This is a genomic window from Microcoleus sp. N9_B4, assembly GCF_036701635.1.
In the GTDB taxonomy this organism is placed as follows: domain Bacteria; phylum Cyanobacteriota; class Cyanobacteriia; order Cyanobacteriales; family Microcoleaceae; genus Microcoleus.
The window spans coordinates 49173-72316 of sequence record NZ_JAUBRC010000017.1 but is presented as its reverse complement, the minus strand read 5'-3'; the positions used below and the strand labels follow the sequence as shown (position 1 = coordinate 72316).

Here is a 23144-nt window from a genome sequence, read left to right as displayed (position 1 = left end):
TTTAAGCCGGTGCAGGCTGGCAGAAACTACAATTTCTAGGGGCCCAAAGGCAGTTAAGAAATTGATAGGGGCTAAAATCAGTTTATTCTCAAGCTCATGAATTTGGGCTTGCGAATCAAATATCTTCAGAATCTTTTTACACAAACTATTTCGATATGATCAGCAGTTTCTCCGAACCCATTTATTGCCCGAATCTTAGCTGTCCCGATCCCCGCAATACCTTTGGCCGCCAGCAGTGTGCAGCGTGCGAAACGGATTTAATTTATCGCTATGTGTGGGTGGTGGGACAAGCAGCCGAGGAAGTGCCGACGGGGAAGGTAATAGCCGATCGATACTTTGTCATTGCACCCCAAATCTGGCTCGACAGCCGTCCAGCTTTGCCTCCGAGCGTCCCGGAACAACTGCCGGATACGATTATGCCTTACCTGCATTTGTATCCCCAACGGCTGCATACGCCGGAAGTATACGGTTATTGTTCGCTAGGGGAAGCACCGGAAGCGACAGAGGTGCTGTTGTTGGAAAATGTGCCCATCAATAATTTCGGTCGCCTGTATCCTTCTATTTTAGAAGCTTGGTCGGGGACAACCGGCGCGCGCCAAGTATACTGGCTGTGGCAAATGCTCCAACTTTGGGCGCCGCTATCGGAACAGGGAGTCGCTTCGAGTTTGCTGGTACCGGAAAATTTGCGGGTGGAAGGTTGGCGGGTACGCCTGCTGGAACTGCACCGGGGCAATTTTGTACCGACGCTGCGGGATTTGGGAGATGTGTGGTCAGGTTTGGTGGAATCAGCGCAACCCGAGGTGCAGTCGAGACTCGGAGAGATTTGTCAGTTTATGCGCCGCAGCAGCATGAATTTCGACGCGATCGCCCTGGAACTAAACGATTTATTATTAGAACAAGCCACTAAATTGCCTCTGCACTTAGAAGTAGTCGGCATGACTGATACCGGGCCGCAGCGCTCCCAAAATGAAGACAGTTGCTATCCGACTGCTGCTGATTTTCAATTTAGCAAAACTTCAGGGGGCGAGAAACTAATTCCTTACTTGACAATGGTTTGCGACGGGGTTGGAGGCCACGAAGGAGGAGAAGTTGCCAGTCAATTAGCCGTGCAGTCCCTGAAAGCTTTAATCCAAAATTTGCTCTCAGAAATTGCTCAACAAGAAGAGTTGATGACGCCAACAATGGTGATCAAGCAACTCGAAGAAATAGTCAGAGTTGTGAATAATGTGATTTCCGCTCAAAATAACGAGCAGGGAAAAGAGTTGCGGCAACGGATGGGGACGACTTTGGTGATGGCCCTCCAGTTGCCTCAAAAAGTGAAAATTTCCGAGGATTTGCCATCGAATAACAGCCACGAACTTTATTTAGTCAATGTTGGAGACAGCCGCGCTTATTGGATTGGCAAAAATTACTGTCACCGGCTGACTGTGGACGACGACGTAGCCTCAAGGGAAGTCCAGCTAGGACATTGTTTGTACTGGGAGACTCAACTGCGATCCGATGCAGGAGCCCTGACTCAAGCTTTGGGGACGCGGGATGCCGATTTCCTGCGCCCGACGATTCAGCGATTTATTGTCGAAGAGGAAGGCTTACTGCTGCTGTGTTCCGACGGTTTGAGCGACAACGACTGGGTAGAGAAATCTTGGGAGAATTATGGCCCAGAGGTGCTTGAGGGCAAAATGTCTTTGGAAGCGGCAGTTCAGTCTTGGATTCGTCTCGCCAACGAGAAAAATGGTTATGACAACACCTCCGTGGTAGCGACTCACTGTCGGATGTCGCCGGAGAGATTGGTACTGTTTGATCCGGCGGTGGCGTCAGCGCCGGCGTCAGCGCCAGTGTCAGCCTCGGTGTCGCTGCCACCTTCCCTCGTCGCTGCGTCCCTCCAGAAGTCCGGGAGGATTCCAGAATCTCAGCTTTCAGAATCGTCCAAACAGTTGTTGTACCCCGAAACTTCCCCCGCCCCGGAACCCGTTCAAAAACAGCGATCCAAGCTGCCACTGCCCCTACTGGGGGTGTTGGGGCTGATATTAGCCGGTGGCGGTTTAGGTTTGTGGGTGCAAAGCCGCCAAAACCCCCAGCCAGAGCCCGCACAAGTTCCGCCACCGCAGGAAACTCCCGCCCCAAGTCCTTCGGAGATTCCCTCGCCCGGGGCCGAGATTCCCTCGCCGTCGTCCGAATCGAGTCCTGCAGAAATTCCGCTGCCCGATAGCGAGAGTCCCTCGCCGTCGCCCGAATCGAGTCCTGCAGAAATTCCGCCACCGGAAGAAGCGGAAACTCCTTTGCCATCAGCGGAGTAAGCGAGAGTCTCTCGCCGTCGCCCGAATGGACTTTTGAGCTTACAAAATAATGCTTCGAGCGTCGCAGCTATCTACTATCCAAATTCGGGAAAACTTTTCCAGTGTAAATGGAATGATTTTTGGTAGAGGTTGTTGAGTTACAGCATATTCCCTGTAGATGTAGATCGCTAGAAACCGGGTTTTTTGAACAGAATCAGTAAGGATGCGAGAACTGTAAAGAAACCAGGTTTCTGGCGTGTACTTCATACACCTGGAATACGCTGTATATCAATCAGAATTCACAGGGGAGCATCTCACTTTTGCAGCCAAGCTAGAAATTAAAGTTTTGAGGCAGAAGGAAGGAGCCAGAAGAAGTGTTTTTACAAATATGAGATGCTCCATCACAGTTAATGATTTTGTATCATAGTCCGCCTGCAGAAACAAGATGGCTAAAAAGTCAGCCATCACTACAAAAAGTAGTTAAAAATGCTTAAGAATCTCCATGCAGCTAACAACTAGCCATTAGCAACTAACAACATAAGCTTTTTTTATATTGACGGCGCGCAATTTATTAACTATAATTACCAGGCCAAAAATAACAAAAATCTTACGCCTAACAGTTTTCCTCAAATAACCGTTAAACTATTCTAACGTTTGCCCGTATCCAACGTCGCAGGCTCAACCTATATCTGTTAAGGATTCGTCCTGATTCACAGGAGCAAGATTTTAAAATATGCATCTCAGCGAACTGACTCACCCAAATCAATTACACGGCCTCTCGATTCATCAACTCGAACAAATTGCCCGACAAATTCGAGAAAAGCATTTAGAAACTGTAGCCGCTAGCGGCGGCCACCTCGGCCCAGGATTGGGTGTAGTCGAACTGACCTTAGCACTCTACCAAACACTCGACCTCGATCGCGACAAAGTTACTTGGGATGTCGGCCACCAAGCTTATCCTCACAAATTGATAACCGGCCGCTACAACCAATTCCACACCCTACGCCAAAAAGACGGCGTTGCAGGCTATCTCAAGCGCTGCGAGAGCAAATTTGACCACTTCGGCGCCGGCCACGCTTCCACAAGCATTTCCGCAGCGTTAGGAATGGCAATGGCGCGCGACCTCAAGGGGGAAAACTTTAAAACTGTAGCAGTCATCGGCGACGGCGCATTGACTGGCGGCATGGCACTCGAAGCCATCAACCACGCGGGCCATATGCCGAAAACCAATTTGTTAGTTGTACTCAACGACAACGAGATGTCAATCTCGCCCAACGTCGGCGCAATTACGCGGTATTTGAACAAGATGCGATTGTCGCCACCGGTGCAGTTTCTCAAAGATAACTTAGAGGAACAATTCAAACACATTCCCTTTGTCGGCGAAACTTTTACTCCTGAAATGGAACGCCTCAAAGAAGGGATGAAACGCTTGGCAGTCTCGAAAGTTGGAGCAGTAATTGAAGAATTGGGTTTTACTTACATGGGCCCGGTAGATGGACACAATTTGGAAGAGTTAATTACCACTTTCAAACAAGCTCATACTATCCAAGGGCCGGTGCTGGTTCATGTGGTGACGGTGAAGGGCAAAGGATATGCGATCGCCGAAAAAGACCAAGTAGGATATCACGCCCAAAATCCCTTTAACTTAGCTACCGGCAAAGGCATTCCCTCCACTAAACCCAAGCCTCCAGCTTACTCGAAAGTCTTTGCCCACGCCCTGGTCAAGCTAGCAGAAGATAATCCCAAAATTGTCGGAATTACCGCTGCAATGGCAACCGGAACAGGTCTGGATAAACTTCATGAAAAACTGCCCAAACAGTACATTGATGTCGGGATTGCTGAACAACACGCCGTGACTTTATCCGCTGGTTTAGCCTGCGAAGGAATGCGCCCGGTTGTGGCAATTTACTCGACATTTGTGCAGCGAGGTTATGACCAAATAATTCATGATGTCTGCATCCAAAATTTGCCAGTTTTCTTCTGTTTGGATCGCGCCGGCATTGTCGGTGCTGACGGCCCCACTCACCAAGGAATGTACGACATTGCCTTCTTGCGGTGTCTGCCAAATATGGTAGTTATGGCACCAAAAGATGAGGCAGAATTGCAGCGGATGATAGTCACGGGAATCAACCACACAAGCGGCCCGATAACGATGCGTTACCCGCGCGGCAACGGTTACGGCGTGCCTTTGATGGAGGAAGGTTGGGAAGAATTGCCGATCGGCAAAGCCGAAATTCTCCGCAACGGCGACGATGTGCTGATCTTGGGTTACGGTTCAATGGTTTATCCGGCAATGCAAACTGCCGAGATGCTGAGCGAGCACGGTATTGAAGCAACTGTGATCAATGCGCGTTTTGTCAAGCCTTTGGACACTGAATTAATCTTGCCTTTGGCACAGCGAATCGGCAAAGTTGTCACAATGGAAGAAGGCTGTTTGATGGGTGGCTTCGGTTCAGCAGTTGCTGAATCTTTGCTCGACAATAATGTTCTCGTGCCACTGATGCGGCTGGGCGTACCGGATACATTAGTAGATCATGCAACGCCAGAGCAATCATTTGCAAGTTTAGGATTAACTCCGTCGCAAATGTGCGATCGCATCTTAGCAACATTCAGCCGCAAACAGTCTCCTGTTAGCGTGTAAATAGCTAGAATTGTAGGGTGCGCCTAGCGCACCTTACTCTTGATTCGATCTATGACAGTGAAATAGCAGCATGATTGAAGGAAGATTTGAGGATAAGGGAGAAAAAACAATGACTAACGTGAAACCAAATCGTACCGTGCGGCGGGGAAGATTATTCCCAGAAATTCAATGGTCAGAAGAAAAAAAAGCCCAGTGGCGAGCTGAAAGAGAAGCATTTTATCAACGCTGCAAACCAATTTTCGATCGCCTGAAACCAGAATTGATTAAAAGCCACTACAACTGGTACATAGCGGTTGAACCCGACAGCGGAGACTATTTTATTGACAAAGATGATATGGTGGCTACCAAAATGTGCCGACAGAAACACCCAAATGCTATCCCGTTCATGTTCCGCATCAACAATACAGGGGCGTGTGGCACGATATGATTCAAGGAACATTTGGTGATGAGGATGAGCTATTTTTTGAAATTGAATTGATTGCTGATAACGGCTTAGAATTACCTGTTGATGCCCTGCTAGATACAGGTTTTTCTGGCTGGTTAGCAATGAACAGTCAAGATTTAGAAGGGCTTGATTGGGTTTATGTTAGGCGACAAAAAATGATAACAGCTAGGGGAGAATTCAATTTTGATATTTATGCAGGAAAAGTGCGTATTGAGGGTCAAGAATTCGATATTCCTGTTCACGTAGGTGACGGAGTACCCGAAGTTTTAATCGGCAGCCACTTGTTGAAAAATCGGCGGTTAATAGTTGATATTTCGGCGGGTGTTTTGACATTAGAAGTGAATTAATAGCAAGATGACTTTAAAAAGTTTTGATATAGTAATAGTAGGAGCAGGCCCAGCAGGCGGTCACTGCGCGAGAATTCTAGCGCAATCCGGCCACAAAGTCTTGCTGGCAGAGCAAAACGACAATTTTTATAAAAATGACTTCTCTAGCGCCGCTACACCTCTAGAAACCCTCTCTAAATTCGATTTACCTGAATCCGTTATCGGCAGTTTTTGGCACAAAATTACTATTGAAACTAGCAAAGTCAGTCAAACTTGGGAGTCTCCCGAAAGCTTGGGAGTTGTTCTCAATTTTGCTAAATTTAGAGCATTTTTGGCCAGCGAAGTTGAGCGATTTGGCGGTGAAGTTTGGCTTGGTTATCGCTACACCGGACATTCACAAAGCAAGGGCGAAACAACAGTCGAATTTAAACAGTTATCCGACGGTCAACTTATCAAAGTTAGCACTAAAGTATTGGTTGATGCTACTGGCTTTGCTAGGGCGATTATGTACGAAAAAGAGAATGATAAGCCTGATTTTTTGTCGGGAACCGGAATCGAATATTTGATTGAAGTAGAGCCAGAAGTTTACAATAAATACAGCGGTGATTTAATCTTATTTGTGGGCGATAAATGGATGCCTAAAGGTTATTCTTGGATATTTCCAATGGAACCAAATAGGCTGAAAGTTGGTGCTGCCCGCATTTTTTTAGAGCAGAAAACGCTGAGGCATTTGTCACCTCTGAAAAAATACATTGATTTACTGATTAATGAATATCTAAAGTCTAAAAATTATAAAATTCTTGACAAACACGGTTCCATGCTGAAGTATAGTCGTGGTTTGAAGGATATTTATTGCAAGGATAATATAATTGCGATCGGCGATAGTGTTTCGACAGTAAATTTTTTGGGTGGCGAAGGGATTAGACACGGGATGGATGGTGCCCAAATCGCGGGGAAATATATTCAAAGGTATTTGGAGGGGAAAATCTCAGATTTTCGGGATTATGAGACGGAAATGCACCGCAAGTTTGATCAGAAATGGCATATTTCGGAAAGGTTGGCGGTGAGAAAGTATATCGATGATGTTAATGATGAGCTGACCGATAAAATAATTTCTTATTTAAAGTATATGAAAACTGAAGATGTGATGGATATTTTATTTTATTATAAATTTGAGAAAATTTCCAGAGGGTTAGGCGGTTATTTGCAGAGAAAGATCAAGGAATTGATTAAGAAATTTCACTTGTAAGGTGCGTCCGGTGAGAGATAGTTTGTTGAGGGAAAACTCTCGCTGATTGACGCACATTACTAAGCTAATTTTAAGGCATTTTCTGCGGTGACTTGAATGCGCGGCAGCGACAATAAAGAATCTTCAAAACTGCTAAAATTTAATGTATATGATACACCAAAAGTATATCCACTCGCTCCAATTAAATGCGCTACAATTGGATCGACATCGCCGTAAGGATAGGCAAAACATTTAACAGATTTCTCTAATCCCCCTTCCAAGATAGCACGAGATTTGGCTGCCTCCCGCACAATTTCTGTCGGCGACAATGCAGTCAAAGGTTGATGAGTAGCAGACATAGAACCGAATTCAATCCCTGCATCCCGCAGTTGCAAAATTTCTGGCCATCCCATTAACGGCACTTCTTCAAATTCGGCTTTTTCCCAACTATTTGTCTTTCCTATTGACTCCGCTACGAGAAAAACAGTTGCTGTAAAATTAAACCGTTTTAGCAGAGGCCAAGCATATTGGAAAAAGTCGAGATAGCCGCCGTCAAATGTCATCAATACAGCTTTACCGGGTAAAGGAGTTTTAGCCTGTTTCGCGCTTCGCCAATTTTCCCAACTCGCACTGTAATAACCTAGATTTTTGAGATTGTGTAACTGTTGTTCAAAAATTTGGGGAGTAACTGCGTCTAAACCGTCAGGAGAAATGCGGCGGTAGGAGAGAATCGGGAGTTTGTGTGTAAGGCTATGATTGTCCAAAACTTGAGGTTTCACCGAGTGAGAAACTTCCCGATAAGAAGATTTTGAGCCAATGATTTCCGGTGCGTAAAATACTTGCTTTGGAAACTCGTTTTCTTGGGGAATTTGCATTGTCGGTTCCCCAGCGATTGCCGCGGCTGACTCGATTTCCGGCAGCGCCGCCGCCGGGAGTGAGGCGCGACGGCTGACACTTGTGCCGATCGCACCCGATCGCCTGCCGAACATCACCGCATTTTGGGGGTAAATGCCTCCAGCACCCGGTGCATTCAACCATTCGGGCAAATTAGACCTTTGTTGAGCACAAGAGGCTAAGCGCGATCGTAGCCATTGCTTGCCGTTGAGTGGTTTTCCCAGCAAAGCTTCTCGCACGGCGGTGATGCACAACTCAAAACCCATATTTCGATTAATTGTCGATCGCAATTTTTGAGCCGAAACAAAATTATTTTCCACCGCAACAGTAACAATACCGACAGCAACCCCGCCTACTTTCACCAGCACATTTATTTCAGAAAGCTCAACTTTTATATTAGCAAATTCTTCGCTAATTTCTAAGACAATCAAATCTTTTTCGAGGGTAATTGTTGGGACTTTCTCAGCTATTTCTGGCTTGTAGAAATCCTCCAAATGCCAATGCGGACGCCCCCATAATTCTTGCATAAATAGCGTCCAGTCATGTTTAGGGTGCAATGGTTCCAGCAAATTTTCCCACAATTTATTGCCTTTTTCGCAGCGATTGCGTTGAAAGAAGCGATCGAGAATTTGCCAAGCAAACTGGGCTGCAACCGCATCCGCCAACACCGAAGCCGCAACCATGCCATCGCAAATCGGCAATTCAATAATACCGAGTTGAATTCCTTCTAGTTTGATCGTACAGCACAGGCGATCGCATATTTGCAAAGCGTAAATATCCGAAATTGGTTCGCTCACTTCCACCGTAACTTTCCAGGCCATTTCAGCGTTGACTCGCTTAACTTTATCTAAAATATATCTGATTTCATTGCGCGTGAAAATTTTATGATATTTGTGAACGTTACTACTTTTGACATCTCTCTCAATTCCTTTGTGCCAAGGTAGATTTAAACTGAGCTTCGCGGCTTTTTCTTGATAATTAACGAGCATTGTGCCGTCATATTCAATGCCCATGAAATTACAAATTTTTCCTAGAAGTTGTGTTTTGTTATCTAAAAGCTCCTCATATTTAACTAATATATGATTGGATTTATTAATGTATTTGTGGCTAGTTAACATCGCGTGTTCCCAGCGATAGATACAGTGGTTTAAATCCCAACCAGCGCCCCACAATTCGTTAAAACTCCTAGTAGCATCATACATAGAAGCTATTGTATCCATACCGTTTCGCAAAATATGTATAAATTTCGCATCCGGCAAAAAGCGCTCTATGTCATCAATAAAATATATGTGTTCCGGCGTTTTTTCCAACCAAATGCTTTTTTTTTGTTCAGCAGCCAAACCATCCAAAACTCTCACAAACCAACTAGCTTTAGCTTCCACACTTTGGCTGTCATCAAAATCTTTCAAAAGTTCAGGACGTTTAATCTCATCGTTAAAAAAAGCTTCCATTCTACCTGGCAACTTTCCCGCAAACTGATCGTACAGCAAATAGTGAAAAAACTTAGATTCTGGAAAAGAAATAACTTCGGGATGAGCAGCTAATAAGCTTTGAAGAATTGTCGTGCCACTGCGAGGCGATCCTAGGAGAAATATGCGTTTCATAACATTTGGCAATTATAATTAACGGTATATTTTGAGGTTGGTTGGGTTTCGTTCTCGGAACCCAACCTGCCAATTCTAACTCCAAGTAAAATCCTGTTTTAACAAATCAGAAAGTTCCTGATTGTAAGGTTTGAAATAATCTGTCAATTGTTGTTCGATTGCTGCTGGTATTTTGCTGTACTCCTCGATCGTATTAATCTCATATTGTTTACTTGCGATCGCACTAATATCCAAGAAATCTAACACTTCCGAAAAAACTTTATCGGTATTTGCTTCAAAATCTTCGCTTTTGAGAATTAGCAACTGTTCCCTAGGAAAATAATCGAGCCAATTCCTGATTTGTTCGACATAAATTCCTCGCGACAAATAAGAATAATGTTGGTGGTTGAAACTGTAATAATCTTTATCGGCTTTGATTTTTTCAATTTCACCTTTTAGGCGATCGGGTTCGGAAGCGATCGCCTTTTCAAAATCCAGCTTTTCGCAGCCGATCGCGACTTCTAGATGATAGTGCAGCCAAGCTCGTCTAACCGGGTTTCGCAGCATTACAATTAGCTTAACATCCGGGAAACACTTGTAAACCCGCTCGGCCACCAACGGATGATAAATATAGTAAGGAGTCATTTCCCACAGCAACAGCTTCTCATCCGCCACACTGCGCGTCAACTGCTTGCTGTACCAATCAACACCCCGCTCAAAATTCAAATCAAAAAAGTGAATGTTGCGGGAACCATCTTTGATAATTTGCAAGTGATTTGCGAGATAGCCGGATAGAGGTTCCGTGCCGCACTTTTGAGCGCCAATAATTAAAAAGTCTGGTTCCTGCTTATTTTTCAACTGAGTCGAAATCTTGGCATAGGCGGGATTATCCTTATTCAAGGCGTGAACTTTTTCGATTGGTTCGGGTAAATCCGCAACCTGCATTTTGCCATCAAATTCCCAGTGGTAGGGCGGACAAAGAATCGTTTTTTGGCTTACAGTCGATCGCACGTACAGCGGATAAAGGTGCCAATGATAATCATAGGCGTAAGCCAAACTCTTCTCGTAAACCCCAGCATTCACGTAATACTGACCATTGCCTAAATCCAGCCTGTCTACGTGCAGGCGGATTGTGCCTTTACCTTCCGCCAGCGGCAGCAATCTGCCCATTTGATTCGTATTAGTTTCAAAACAACTTTGACCGTCTTCCCGGCTAATTGTCACGCCAAAAATAGCAGCAGAAATTGGCTTCGGTACAGAATAATTAATTTCCACAGTAATAGAATCGCCACTGTTTATCTCATCATCCGGCAACACTTTAACATCCGTAATTTCTACTTCTAAAGAACCGAAGCGATTGTCATTGATTCGCAGTTGCGAACCCATACTCGTCACTTCAGGAGGACGCATGGGAGTGCGTTTTTCGGTTGCTGAGCGCATTTCTGACAAATACTGACCGACTACCACTTCCGGTTCCCCGTAAGCCACGATTTCACCTGATTTTAGCCACAAAGCCCGATCGCACAGTTTATGAATTTGCGCCGCGTTGTGAGAAATCAAAACAATCGCACATCCTTGATTCTTAAACTCCGTGATTCTGTTCAAACATTTATTTTGAAAAGCCACATCACCAACCGACAAATGTTCATCAACTAACAGCACTTCTGGATCAGTGTGCACCGCCACCGAAAAAGCTAGCCGCATTTGCATCCCGGTACTGTAAGTCCGCATCGGACTATCAATAAACTGTTGCAATTCCGCAAATTCAACAATATCATCAAACCGGCGCGCCGCTTCCCGACGAGTCAAACCGGCCACCACCGCACCCACAAACACATTTTCTCTGCCCGTTAAATCCGAGTGAAAACCCGCACCCAAATCCAACAAACCGCCAATTCTGCCATTAACTTCAATAGTTCCTTCTTGAGCATGGCCGATACCGCCAACAAGTTGCAGCAGCGTCGATTTTCCCGCGCCATTCTTGCCGAGAATTCCCAGCATTTCCCCGGGAGAAACAGTGAAATTGATATCCCGCAGGGCCCAAAAACGCGCCTGCGGTTTCATCTGCCGAAAACCCGCCAAAGCTGCCTGCATAATCGTATAAGGTCGATCGGCAGAGTAGCGGTTGAAACGTTTCCCCAAACCCTTGACAACAATAGCTTGACGCATTTACAATTCCTCCACAAAAGTATTGCTTTGCCGTCTAAAAATTCCCAGTCCGATCGGCAAAAGAGCAGCCACAACCAAGCTAACAATTAACAGCGCCAGCCAATCCGGCTGCGTACCTTTGAGCAGTATGGCGCGGTAAGCTCCCAGCAGTGGCACCATAGGATTTAACTGATAAAAAGGCTGAAATTGTTTCGGGACGCTGTTGAGGTCGTAGAAAATCGGAGTCAGGTAAAACAGCATCTGCAAAACTACGCCCAAAGTGTGCTGAGTATCGCGAAAAGTGACATTCAAAGCGGCGAGGGGATAAGCCAAACTGACTGTCAAAATAAACTGAATAACCATCAGCAGCGGCAACACAAACAGCACTGCACTCGGCTGAACGCCATCAATTGCCAGAAAGATAATTAACACCGGCAAAGCTAACAGAAAGTGAATTAGCCCAGTCATAGTAGTGACTACCGGCAAAATTGCCGTGGGAAAATTCGGCTGTCTGATTAGCGCTTTATTGTTGGTAATTAATCCCGTTGCTTGAAATAATGCGGTTTGAGACCAACTCCAGATTAACAAACCGCTGAAAGCAAAGGAAGAAAATTGCGGAATGTTAATCGGTATAACAGAGCGAAATACAAAGGAAAATACAGCTAACTGCAACAGCGGATTGATTAAAGTCCAAGCAATCCCCAAAGCCGATCGCTTGTAAAGTAATTTCATATCGCGATCGACCAACACCCGCAGCAAATCGAAGAAATGAGCGATTTTGCGCCTGTTAATCAGCCTGGGAACACTTTTCATCGCACACCTCCGGCGACTTCCTGCGGTTCCGACTGTAGCTGCTCTTTCGGCTCAATCTCAGCTAACTGCTGCGCCTGCAACTGCGCTTTTCTGTAAGCAAAAGGACTGTCGAGAGCTCCCAGCAACTCGCTGACTACCAACTTGCGCGGCAGCCAACCCGGAGCCCCCAAGCGGCGCACCAGCCACCAACCAAGCCACTGAAACATAGCAAATTTCCAAATTTCCCAGCGCGGCACAGTGCGGTTGCGATAGCACGTGAGTACATAAGCCCCAAAACCGCGCCCGTTATCCTGCAACTGCTTGCTCAAAGCCTCGGCGCTGCGCCGGTGCAAGTGCCACACAAAAGCTCTCGGCTCATAAAAAGTCGAGTATCCCTTCGCCAAAATGCGATGAAACATCTCAATATCCCCACCACCGCGAGTCGCAGTCCCCACATCAAGAGCAACGTCAAAATTGCCCACAGCCTCGAAAACTTGCCGCCGGAAAGCCATATTCGCCCCCACGCCGTATTTGCTCGCCCACAGCAACTCCCGCACAGAAAGCTTGCTACCGTCGGTTTTGTGGCGGTCGAGGTTTTGCAGCATTCCGCCATATATCAGTTCAAATTGCTGTTGTGGCAAGGTTTCCAGTTCGGCTGCCGCCACTAAACCGCTCACGGCCATAATTTCTGGGTCAGCAAACGCCGAAGCAATACCCCGCAGCCAACCGCGATCGGGCCGCACGTCGTCGTCAGTAAAAGCAATAATCTCATGCCGCGCTTCCGCGATCCCGCGATTGCGCGCCCAGTCCAATCCTGGCCGTTCTTCCTTGACGTAGCGTACAGGTAATCGCGCGACTAATTCAGCGGTGCTGCTGCTTGCAGGAGCGTTGTCTATAACGATAATTTCGCGGTGCGGATAGTCGAGGGCGAGCAGAGCTTCCAGAGCGCCTTTGAGCAAATCTGTGCGATCGCGCGTGCAGATGACAACGCTAATTGACGGCAGGTCGCGATCCGCCACTGCTTCAGAAACAGCGCCGAACTGCTCTCCTAAAGTCGATCGCACCAACTCTTTTCCTAACTGATCCACAATTGTTTGCCGCACTCGCTCAGCGGAAATTGTTTGTTCCCAGGGATTGTTACTAACATAAGCCCAGCCCAGAGGCCGTCCGCGGTAGCGAACTAAAATGCGAACTCCTTCGTATTGTTCGAGTTGCCTAATCGGATTAATCTGTTCGGCAAACTCAATCTCCATCACTTTTATTGCCATAACTTGCTCCTGAAAATTTTGCAGCGGGCACTAGATAGAAAAGTTTTGACTTGGGACTTTTAAGTTTGGGGTGGCAATTTTCCAATTTCCCAACTTTTGAGGTTTGAGTTTTTGGTTTAACTTCCCCGAATTCAGTAGAGATGCACAAAAAAAATATCTTCTAGGGGCTAGTTTAGCTAAGCATAACGAGATATAAGCGAGAAGATGAAGGCACTCACCTGCCCGAATCCTGTAATCTTTATTTGCACCTATTTACTTAGCTATTAATGGCTAACTCGTAAGTTTCAAAAGCAACTAAAGGCTTTTCTTCAAGCGTTTCAGCACTGCGGGGCATACCGTTAACCGCGATCGCCCCAGCCAGCGGTTGAGCAAAGTGAAGCGCCAGAATCGATCGCAAGTGAGCGCCCCGCAGCGGTTCCGCGCCCGCTTGCGGAAAAATATGGCCGACTGTTAGTTCGTCGTAATACAGGTAAACCCCAGCCGGTCGTTCCGCGTCCAGCAGACTTTCTGCTGCTTCCCAACCTTGCTGCAAATCAATGTTAATTTCATGTCCGCCCAAATCAGCACGGGCCGGGCCCCCTTGCATAAAACTAGAAATAGCAGACCGACTTTTTAGCTCATCAATCACACCCCGCAAATACCAATAACCGCGCAATTTTGCCCGCAACCACCGCCAAGTTTCCCGCATCCCCAAGCTTTCGAGCAAATCCAGAGATTTCCTGCCTCCCACAGCCAGCCAATCCATAACCGCCGGCCAGAAAAACGTGAGCGCCACCACAATCTTGTCTACCAAAAAATAAGGAGTTTCGTAGTCTTTTATGTGCAGCGTCGGTCTGAGTTCCGGGTGTCGGCGGCCGATCAAAACATCCGATCGCCCTTCCTGACGAGATCGGCGGAAAGAGCGATCGAGATTGTTAGTTTCGTGTTCGTAATGATAGCCCACAGCATCCTCCGCTAAAGCAAAAGGTACATCAGCTTTCAGCAAACGCAGCCCAAACTCGTAATCTTCCCCGCCGCAGTTCCCGAAAGCCGAATCAAAGCCTTCTAGACGAGCAAACAGTTCTGCATCCAAAGAAAGGTTGCCGCTGAGCAAATCTTGATAAGTAAATCGGTGATCGGGTTGGCTCATCTGATAAAACTTCTCTTCCCACCACGAGCGCACTTCCACGTCAAAAAACCTAGTTGCTCCGTGCAACTTAGGCGGATAGGGCCCCATGACAGCCGCTCCCGGACGCTCTCGGTGAACCCGCGCGTGGCTTTCCACCAAAGGCGGCAGCGCTTCGATATCGTCGTCGAGAAACAGCAGCAATTGCCCGGTAGCCGAAGCCGCTCCTGTATTGCGAGCGATGGCCGCGCTCCGGCAATTTACCTCGATCACCTGCAGTTTAAACGGAGCTTTGTAGCCTTGTAGCATTGCCAAAGTATCGTCAATGCAGCTATCTGCCACTACAATAACTTCGAGCAGGTTGATCGGATAAGTCTGCGAGTGCACAGCATCAAGAGCGCGCCGCAGCGAAGAACTGCGATTGTGGCTCGGAATAATTATGCTAATTGTTGGATTTTCCCTATTCATATCAGATTGGTATTTGGTAATTGGTAGTTGTTATTTGGGATTGGGAAATTAATATTTGGTATTGGGTATTTGGGGATTTATAAGTGGTAATTAAAATTTTCAACACTTTTACTTCTTCCCTGTCCCCTCAATATCCATCTGTTAAATCCCTTAAATCCATTACACCCTCCGTTGCCGGACTTCCCTGTTCCTCCTGACTAATGACTCATGACTCATGACTCATGACTCATGACTCATGACTAATCCAAAAAGCTTAGACCTTAGTTTCATTTCCCAGATTCATTTGTGAGTAAATCTAAAATCTAAAATCTAAAATCTAAAATCGATTGACTTCCCCTTTAACTTCCTGCAACCGCTTGCGAGAAGAAAAATAAGCCATCGGCCCGCTAATGCACCCCCGCATTTGAGCCAAAAGTAAATCACTAGGAATACAGCCCGGTTGCTTTCGCAAAGAAGCAAATAATTCAGGAATTTGCTTGTAATACAGCCATGCCCAAGCTAATAGAGGCACACTAAATTCTTTGTTGATTACAAACATCCGCGTCCAGAAAGCATAGACTCCGATTCCGTAGCATCGCAGCAAGTTGCGTAGTTCTTCCCACGTGCGTCGATGGCGGTGCCAACTCAAGGCCCTCGGTTCGTAGACGATGCGGTAGCCCGATCGCAAAATGCGGGCAAACATTTCGCAGTCTGAACCCGCCTTAGCAGGCGTACCCACGCCCAAATCTTGGTCAAACAGCCCGATGCAGTCGATCAAACTTTTCCGCAAAGCCATACTCGCCGAAACCCCCAGTGGATCTACAATCAGCGGATTGCAGTACGCCCCGTCAAAAACTCGGCGCTGGAAGCCCTGCCCGTAGGGGCAGTAGCCCTCAAACAATTCTTGCGCTTCGGTTTCCAGTTCTAGGGGCATCACTAGCCCCGTGACACACATAACTCGCGGATCTGTGAAATTTCGCAACAGCGATCGCAGCCAGTTCGGATCGGGGGCAGCATCGTCATCTGTAAACGCTACGAATTCGTGTTTAGCTTCGCGTAAAGCTCTGTTGCGGGCAGCGCTCTCGCCCGCTACATCTTCGCGGACATAGCGGATTTTCGGGTAATTTTTGACCAATTCACTGCTGGCCTCGGTGGCGGGACAATTGTCAATTACCAGGTATTCCTGACCATCATCTGGCATCAGCATCAGCGCGTCTAGACAGCGCCGCAAATCTTCCGGGCGATCGCGCGTGCAAACTGCTACTGTGGCGAGCGGCAATGCCTCCACCGGCCCCCGCTCATCCCATTCTAGAGTGTCGTAGAGCCAGTTTTTCCACAAGTTGTCACCAGCAGCATTCATCAGTGTTTCCCGTAATTCGTCACCGCCAAAGCGGCCTCCGACTACGGGCAAAAGAGCTTGACCGATCGGTTTTCCGTGCAGTCTAATTAAAATCAAGGCTTTGCTGTAACGCTCCTCAACCGTGATTTCTGGCGGGAGTTTGGATATTTCCAGGTCAAGAATAGCTGTTGCCATTTTAGATTTTAGATTTTAGATTGGGAAAAAATCCTAGATACTCCCTATATTACCGGAGGTATTTTAGCAGAAATTGTTTTAGGGGATAGCAACTTCTCAATGCCATACTTGCCGATTGCTGATCGCGAATCAAAGATCAAGCCTCATTGTTTTTATTGCTTTTATTTATTTTTACTTTCAATTACCCGCTGATGTCAAGTTTTTTCCCCACACAACTTTTACCACCGGCAACGATCTCTCGTCGAGGCTTGTGTCAATTGCAGGTGTTATTGGCAGCCGACCGCCACCAAGCGTCGCAATTAATGCCACCTCTAAAAACCAGATTTTTTGACAAAACCCGGTTTGTGCGATCGCTCCTCATTTCAGCTTTAATTGCGATCGGGTACTATTCAAGGGCAATATACCAAACCATTAAGCACTCTCGCAATTCCAACTTTCGCAATTAGGTAGTTATATAGCAATCCCAAACCCGTTGTGAGAATAGAGACAGAGCCCATGAAATACTCTTTTTTGACAATAAAGCCCAATGCTAAGTATAACAGCACAAAAAACCATAATATCTTGTAGGGTCTTGTAGGGGCCAGTTGAGCTAAGAATCACTCCTATACAACCCACTTTATGAGTGTTCTCACCCGCCCGACCCACATTTTCGCGATTGCCCAAATCAGCACGCGCCGGGCCTCCGTGCATAAAACTGAGATGCACCCTTGGTATTTGGTATTTGGTAATTTATAAGTGGTGATTAAAAATTCAAACACTCTTACTTCTTCCCTGTACCCTCAATATCTCAATATCCATCTGTTAAATCCCTTAAATCCATTACACCATCCGTTGCCGAACTTCCCTGTTCCTCCTGACTAATGACTAATGACTAATGACTAATGACTAATGACTAATGACTAATGACTAATCCAAAAAGCTTAGACCTTAGTTTGATTTTCCAGATTCATCTGTGGAGTAAATCTAAAATCTAAAATCTAAAATCGATTGACTTCCCCTTTAACTTCCCGCAACCGCTTGCGAGAATAAAAATAAGCCATTGGCCCGCTAATACACCCCCGCAGTTGAGCCAAAAGTAAATCGCTAGGAATACAGCCCGGTTGCTTTCGCCAAGAAGCAATTAATTCAGGAATTTGCTTATACCGCAGCCATCCCCAAGCTAATAGAGGCACACTGAATTCTCTGTTGATTACAAACATCCGTGTCCAGAAAGCATAGACTCCGATGCCGTAGCCTTGGAGCGTTTTTCGCAATTCTTCCCAAGTGCGCCGATGGCGGTGCCAGCTCAATGCTCTCGGCTCGTAGACAATGCAGTAGCCCGCGCGCAAAATGCGGGCAAAAAGTTCACAGTCTTCGCCGCCCACCGTGGGTGTTCCCGCCCCCAAAGCTTCATCAAACAGGCCAATGTAGTCGATCGAACTTTTCCGCAAAGCCATACTCGCCGAAACTCCCACAAGATGCACAATCAGAGGATTGCAGTGCGCCCCATCAACAACTCGGCGCTCAAATCCCCGCCCGTGGGGGCTGTAGCACTCAAACCATTCTTGTGCTTCGGTTTCCAGTTCCAAGGGCATCACCAGCCCTGTGACGCACATCACTCGCGGATCGCTGAAATTTCGCAAGAGCGATCGCAGCCAGTTCGGATCGGGCGCAGCATCGTCATCTGTAAACGCTACGAATTCATGTTTAGCTTCGCATAAAGCTCGGTTACGGGCAGCACTGGAGCCTGCTAAGTCTTCGCGCACATAGCGGACTTTTGGGTAATTTTTGACCAGTTCCTTGGTAGCGTCCGTGGCGGGACAATTGTCAATTACTAAGTATTCCTGACCCTCGTCTGGCAGCAGCATCAGCGCGTCTAGACAGCGCCGCAAATCTTCCGGGCGATCGCGCGTGCAAACTGCTACTGTGGCGAGCGGCAATGCCTCCACCGACCCCCGCTCATCCCATTCTAGAGTGTCGTAGAGCAAGTTTTTCCACAAGTTGTCACCAGCACAATTCCTCAGTGTTTTCCGTAATTCGTCACCGCCAATGCGGCCTCCGACTACGTAAAAAAGAGCTTGGCCGATCGGTTTTCCGTGCAGTCGAATTAAAACCAAAGCTTTGCTGTAACGCTCCTCAACCGTAATTTCTGGCGGGAGTTTGGAGATTTCCAGCTCAAGAATAGCTGTTGCCATTTTAGATTTTAGATTTTAGATTTAACATTGCGAAAAAATCCTAGATACTCCGTATATTACCGGATGTATTTTAGCAGAAATTGTTTTAGGCGATAGCAACTTCTCAATGCCATACTTGCCGATAGCCGATCGCGAATCAAACATAAAGCCTCATTTTGTTATGGCTATTATTTATTTTTACTTTCGATTACCCGCTGATGTCAAGTTTTTTTGCTACATCATAATATTTTTTATCAAAAACCTTCGCACCTCCAGGCAGGTGTCAATTGCAGGTGTTATTGGCGATCGGCGCGCTCCCCACTCTCCCCATTAATACCAAATCTAAAAACCAGATTTTTTGCTCAAACCGGGTTTGTGCGATCGTTCCTCATTTCAGCTTTAATTGCGATCGGCTACTATTCAAAGGCGACATAGCAAACAATTAAACACTCTCGCAATTCAAACTTTCGCCGTTAAACCGCGCACGGATTAGCTGAAAAAAACTCCAAAACTCAACCCTAAATAAGACCCAGCAATGATAAAAAAAAACAGGAGATTACAGGCTGGTTGGAGACTCATCGAGCTGAGATTACTCCTGGCAAGTTAGTGGTGTTTTTACAGGATGAATATCATCTATTGTCGGGGGATTGATGTGGCTATGTTTGGGGTTCAACAAAACAACGCATCGTTTTGTCCCCTAGTCAATGAGCGGAGTAAACAAACCTATTATGGGGCAGTCAATCGATTTTAGATTTTAGATTTTAGATTTTAGATTTTAGAATTGAAGTATTGACCTCACGGATAAATTCGGGGGCTCCTTTATCGGATACAGGTTTTTATTTCTGGACGGCTGAATCCGGGGGCTTGTATCCTGGATGCTTTCGGTCAAAAAGCCATTTAAGCTCTCTCCTCGATAGCCACAAGGTTTGCTTAGAAGAATGTATCAAACTTTTACAAAGAAACCGAGCAAACTCATAAAGTCTCTCTCTGCCCTGACAAAAGCAGTTAGCTAGCACGATGCTGGTTCTCCGTTTTTCAGATTGGACTATACGCGGCCCTCAAAACCCTAAAAATGAAGAATTGTAAAGTTTTATCAAGATGTTTGGGCATCTGAATTAAAATCTTCTCATAAAAAAGACTAGCTTTTAGCAGGCGCAAATTGTGGAAAAAGGTTTAAAACTCAGAATATGAGATCGAGTTCGCTACTCTTACATGGTGCAATAAAATGTAACTTTTGATGCCAAAACCAGTAGCATGAACTTTGTCGAAGGCCGAATGCCCGTCCGGCCAATGCCTTCGGAAAATCGCTTTCTTGGCGCTGCATCAAATCTTAAGTGCAATTACTTTCCTTGCACGAGAGCCGGAGCCTTCGAGCAAACATTTAACTCCAGGGCTTACGCACCAGAACTTTGATAAACCGGGTTTTTTTACCGGGAGGGCGGCAACAAAGTGTTTTCGTCCATCAAATCCGGTTTCTGCGTCCGAGACTGAACTCGATCGAATGAATGCAGTCGCAACCAATGTTTAAATGTGGCGATACTGCAAGTTGCGTGCAAAGCAGGGAGCTAACCGCAGTGATGGATCTCGATTGTTTACCTTACGGCGCAGGCCACGCACAGGAAGGGGTCTGTCTGCTAGTCCGAATGGGGCCGCACCGCATTTTACTCGACTGCGGTATAGAGGATATTGCACCGCTGTCAGCGACACTAAATCGATCGCTGCCAGCCGATTTTGTGGTGTGTACCCACGCCCACTCTGACCATGCCAGAGGTTTGCTAGCACTCCATCAATCTTTTCCCCACTTGCCAATTTACGCCAGCGAAGTGACAGCGCGACTGCTACCGCTCAACTGGCCAGAAGTGGCTCAGCAGCCAGAGTCCAGGTTCTGTCAGGGACTGCCCTGGCAGTCGCCGCTCGAAGTGCGTCCAGGACTGAGCGTGCAGTTGTTCCCGTCGGGCCATTTGCCCGGAGCCGCCACTGTGCTGCTGACTTATGCCGCCCCGCACCGCACCTACACAGTGGTTTACACGGGCGACTTTTTCCTGTCCAATTCTCGTTTGGTGGAAGGTTTGCCCCTGGGAGAACTCAGGGGCATGAAGCCGGATGTGTTAATTTTGGAAGGCAGTTACGGCACGGCGCGCCACCCTCACCGCCGACAACTAGAAAATCAGTTAGCCGATCGCATCCACCGCGCCATCGCCGACGGGTACTCGGTACTGCTGCCCGCGCCGGCCCTTGGTTTGGGCCAAGAAATGCTGATGCTGCTCCGCAGTCACCACTACTTTACTGGCCGCGACTTGGATATTTGGGTGGACGGCACTGTCGCCGACGGGTGCGACGCTTATCTGGAACTGTTACCCCAATTTCCCACCGCCGTCCAAAATTTTGCTCTGCACCAACCTTTGTTTTGGGACGAAAGGGTGAAACCCCGCGTCCGCCGGCTGTCTGCCGAACAACGTCCCGGATTGGGAGCCACGCCCTGTATTGTAATTACAGACAAGTTAGCTGATTTGGCTTTGTATGTTGCCGATGGCACACATCCTTGGATTTTGCTCGCCCCTCAAAAACCAGGATATCCCGTCAGCGACTGGCTGGGCAACAGGCCCGAATCTGGAGTCACAAGTGTCGAAACTTATCTGCTAGCCGAACACTGCGACGGGCCCGGGACTACCCAACTCATCCACAATTTGCGTCCCCAGCACGTCATTTTAGTCCACGGTTCCCCTGCATATTTGGCTGATTTGGCTAACTTGGACGAGCTGCGAAACCGCTACCAGTTGCACACTCCGGCGGCAGGAACACTGGTCGAATTGCCGATCGGGGAAATGTTTTTGCAGCCCGCTATCCCAGAAACTAACTATGAGGGAGAACTCAGCGAATTGGGGACAGAGGTAGCAATTAGCTTGCCGAGTCCGATTACAGCCGATCCTCGGTGGGCCAATTTTGCCGATACCGGTTTGGTAGAAGCGCGCTGGCAAGGCGAAGAACTGGTACTGCGGGGCATCTCCCAGCGGGAACTCCTTTTTCAAGGCAGCGCCGTTCAGGCCAACCTCGAATGCTGCGGCAATTGCCAGCACTACCGCAGCCAGCGCTGTTGGAACCAGTCCAGTGCTTTGTTTGGCTTTAAAGTAACCCCCGACGGTTTCTGTCCGGTGTTTAAAGCGATACCGGAGTCCGAACTTTTCCTAGAAGATGGGGAAACAGACGGCGAATAAGCTGTCGGGCACCTCGAAACCAGTCCGCACGCAAAGAAAACAAAAGAACAGTCCTGGACGCACCCAGACAAAAAACCCGGTTTAAGCAGGGCTAGGGTGTCGCGTATTGAATTTTTAAACTACTGTGTACTTACGCTGTTGTGGGGAGTAGGGGTTGGGCAGGAGATTCCGCCATCAAGCTTAAATTTAAAGGTAAAATAGCTTATGGGGTCACAACCCAGAATATGTTTGGCCTCAACCGGGTTTTTTGCCTACTTTCTCCACAAAAAAGGGAGAAAAGTCGTTTTCTTTTCCCCCAAATTTTCCTTGTGCCTCAAGCGCGAGCTCAAAACTATTCCAAATTCGAGTCCGGGTAGTGATTGCGAATTTGTTCGGCTTCGGGACAATCGTCAGAAACTAGGGGTTCGCAGTTAGTTCGGGATACCGAAGCCAACTTCTGGGACACAGCTCCAATACTTTCGAGACGCACCATTTCTTCCCAGGAGCTGATTTCGTCTTCTTCGTCGGTTTCGTAGCGCAGCGTGACTAGATCCCCTTCAATATCTAGGATACGAGCGCGCTCTATCCAACGTTGCTGATCTCGAAGAAAAATAGAAACCTCACGACCATCACAACAGAGTTGATAGATTTTGCGCTGTAGCATTTGTCAGTTCTCCTGCGCAGTGTAACTTGCTTAAAATATGGTCTGTTTACCGTAACGTACTTTGGGTTTTACATCGGAAGGCACAGCCGTATGGACTGGCCAGTTTCACGTTTTCCGCAACTTTTGTACCGATGGGAGTTACCAAATTTGATTTTACCACCAAATCTATCTAGTACGCCATTTATCCAATTACAGGTTGTGCAGCCAGTGGCATCCCTCGTGAGAGGCATTTGCCAGGATAGATCAGAGCATTCGACTTGACTCCGGCGATCGCGATTAACAGCGACAATAACAACAGACTCTGCCTCAGAAATCTCGTTCTCTTTTGCCTCACGTCCCCCAGAAAGCTATTGTTTCGACGTTTGTTCGATCGCCCACTAACGCCGTCAAGGCTCAATCTCAAATCTCAAATCTCAAAGCGAAAGCTCTAAAGCGACACTCAAACA

At 47.1% G+C, this 23144-nt stretch carries 14 protein-coding genes and 1 pseudogene; 7 read left to right on the top strand and 8 right to left on the bottom strand.

Annotation, left to right across the window (positions count from 1 at the left end; translation table 11 throughout):
* Positions 1-155: 155 nt before the first annotated feature.
* The 5 genes from QUA43_RS13595 to QUA43_RS13575 all read left to right on the top strand — a co-directional run bounded on the left by QUA43_RS13595 (position 156) and on the right by QUA43_RS13575 (position 6937).
* Positions 156-2297, top strand: a complete 2142-nt coding sequence (locus QUA43_RS13595; protein WP_333374547.1) for a protein phosphatase 2C domain-containing protein — start codon at positions 156-158, stop codon at positions 2295-2297.
* 712 nt (positions 2298-3009) lie between these two features.
* Positions 3010-4917, top strand: a complete 1908-nt coding sequence (gene dxs, locus QUA43_RS13590) for a 1-deoxy-D-xylulose-5-phosphate synthase (protein WP_333374545.1) — start codon at positions 3010-3012, stop codon at positions 4915-4917.
* Positions 4918-4987: 70 nt separating this feature from the next.
* Positions 4988-5344 carry a hypothetical protein gene (locus QUA43_RS13585; RefSeq protein ID WP_445301968.1) on the top strand — a complete coding sequence of 119 codons (357 nt, stop codon included), beginning with the start codon at positions 4988-4990 and terminating at the stop codon, positions 5342-5344.
* Positions 5341-5709 carry an aspartyl protease gene (locus QUA43_RS13580; protein WP_333374543.1) on the top strand — a complete coding sequence of 123 codons (369 nt, stop codon included), beginning with the start codon at positions 5341-5343 and terminating at the stop codon, positions 5707-5709. Before QUA43_RS13585 ends, QUA43_RS13580 begins: the two co-directional genes overlap by 4 nt.
* 7 nt (positions 5710-5716) lie before the next feature.
* Positions 5717-6937 carry an NAD(P)/FAD-dependent oxidoreductase gene (locus QUA43_RS13575; protein WP_333374542.1) on the top strand — a complete coding sequence of 407 codons (1221 nt, stop codon included), beginning with the start codon at positions 5717-5719 and terminating at the stop codon, positions 6935-6937.
* Between the two features lie 59 nt (positions 6938-6996).
* Here the strand turns inward: QUA43_RS13575 and QUA43_RS13570 are convergent, their stop codons facing one another.
* The 7 genes from QUA43_RS13570 to QUA43_RS13540 form a co-directional block, all read right to left on the bottom strand.
* A complete protein-coding gene (locus tag QUA43_RS13570) occupies positions 6997-9414 on the bottom strand; it encodes a sulfotransferase (RefSeq protein ID WP_333374540.1) in 2418 nt (805 codons plus the stop codon).
* Between the two features lie 75 nt (positions 9415-9489).
* Positions 9490-11562: a Wzt carbohydrate-binding domain-containing protein gene (locus QUA43_RS13565; RefSeq protein WP_333374539.1), complete on the bottom strand. Its 2073-nt coding sequence runs from the start codon at positions 11560-11562 to the stop codon at positions 9490-9492.
* Positions 11563-12354, bottom strand: a complete 792-nt coding sequence (locus tag QUA43_RS13560; RefSeq protein WP_333374538.1) for an ABC transporter permease — start codon at positions 12352-12354, stop codon at positions 11563-11565. It lies immediately after the preceding gene.
* Positions 12351-13601 carry a glycosyltransferase gene (locus tag QUA43_RS13555; protein ID WP_333374537.1) on the bottom strand — a complete coding sequence of 417 codons (1251 nt, stop codon included), beginning with the start codon at positions 13599-13601 and terminating at the stop codon, positions 12351-12353. The genes QUA43_RS13560 and QUA43_RS13555 overlap by 4 nt, the downstream gene beginning before the upstream one ends.
* Positions 13602-13857: 256 nt before the next feature.
* On the bottom strand, positions 13858-15174 hold the full coding sequence (locus QUA43_RS13550) for a glycosyltransferase family 2 protein (RefSeq protein ID WP_333374536.1): 1317 nt from the start codon (positions 15172-15174) through the stop codon (positions 13858-13860).
* A 316-nt stretch (positions 15175-15490) separates the two neighbouring features.
* Positions 15491-16687 (bottom strand): glycosyltransferase, encoded by a 1197-nt coding sequence (locus QUA43_RS13545; protein WP_333374535.1) that lies wholly within the window; start codon positions 16685-16687, stop codon positions 15491-15493.
* 977 nt (positions 16688-17664) lie between these two features.
* Positions 17665-18861 carry a glycosyltransferase gene (locus QUA43_RS13540; RefSeq protein WP_333374534.1) on the bottom strand — a complete coding sequence of 399 codons (1197 nt, stop codon included), beginning with the start codon at positions 18859-18861 and terminating at the stop codon, positions 17665-17667.
* Between the two features lie 519 nt (positions 18862-19380).
* On the opposite strand from QUA43_RS13540, the pseudogene QUA43_RS30850 reads away from it, so the two are divergent.
* Together QUA43_RS30850 and QUA43_RS13535 are read left to right on the top strand one after the other, a co-directional pair.
* A pseudogene (locus tag QUA43_RS30850) lies at positions 19381-19582 on the top strand (IS630 family transposase); the annotation flags it as partial.
* Between the two features lie 835 nt (positions 19583-20417).
* Complete coding sequence (locus tag QUA43_RS13535; protein ID WP_333374621.1) at positions 20418-22055, top strand: MBL fold metallo-hydrolase; 1638 nt, start codon at positions 20418-20420, stop codon at positions 22053-22055.
* A gap of 331 nt (positions 22056-22386) precedes the next feature.
* Here QUA43_RS13535 and QUA43_RS13530 read toward each other — a convergent pair whose 3' ends face one another.
* Positions 22387-22698, bottom strand: a complete 312-nt coding sequence (locus tag QUA43_RS13530; protein ID WP_006633466.1) for a DUF6679 family protein — start codon at positions 22696-22698, stop codon at positions 22387-22389.
* Positions 22699-23144 lie beyond the last annotated feature (446 nt).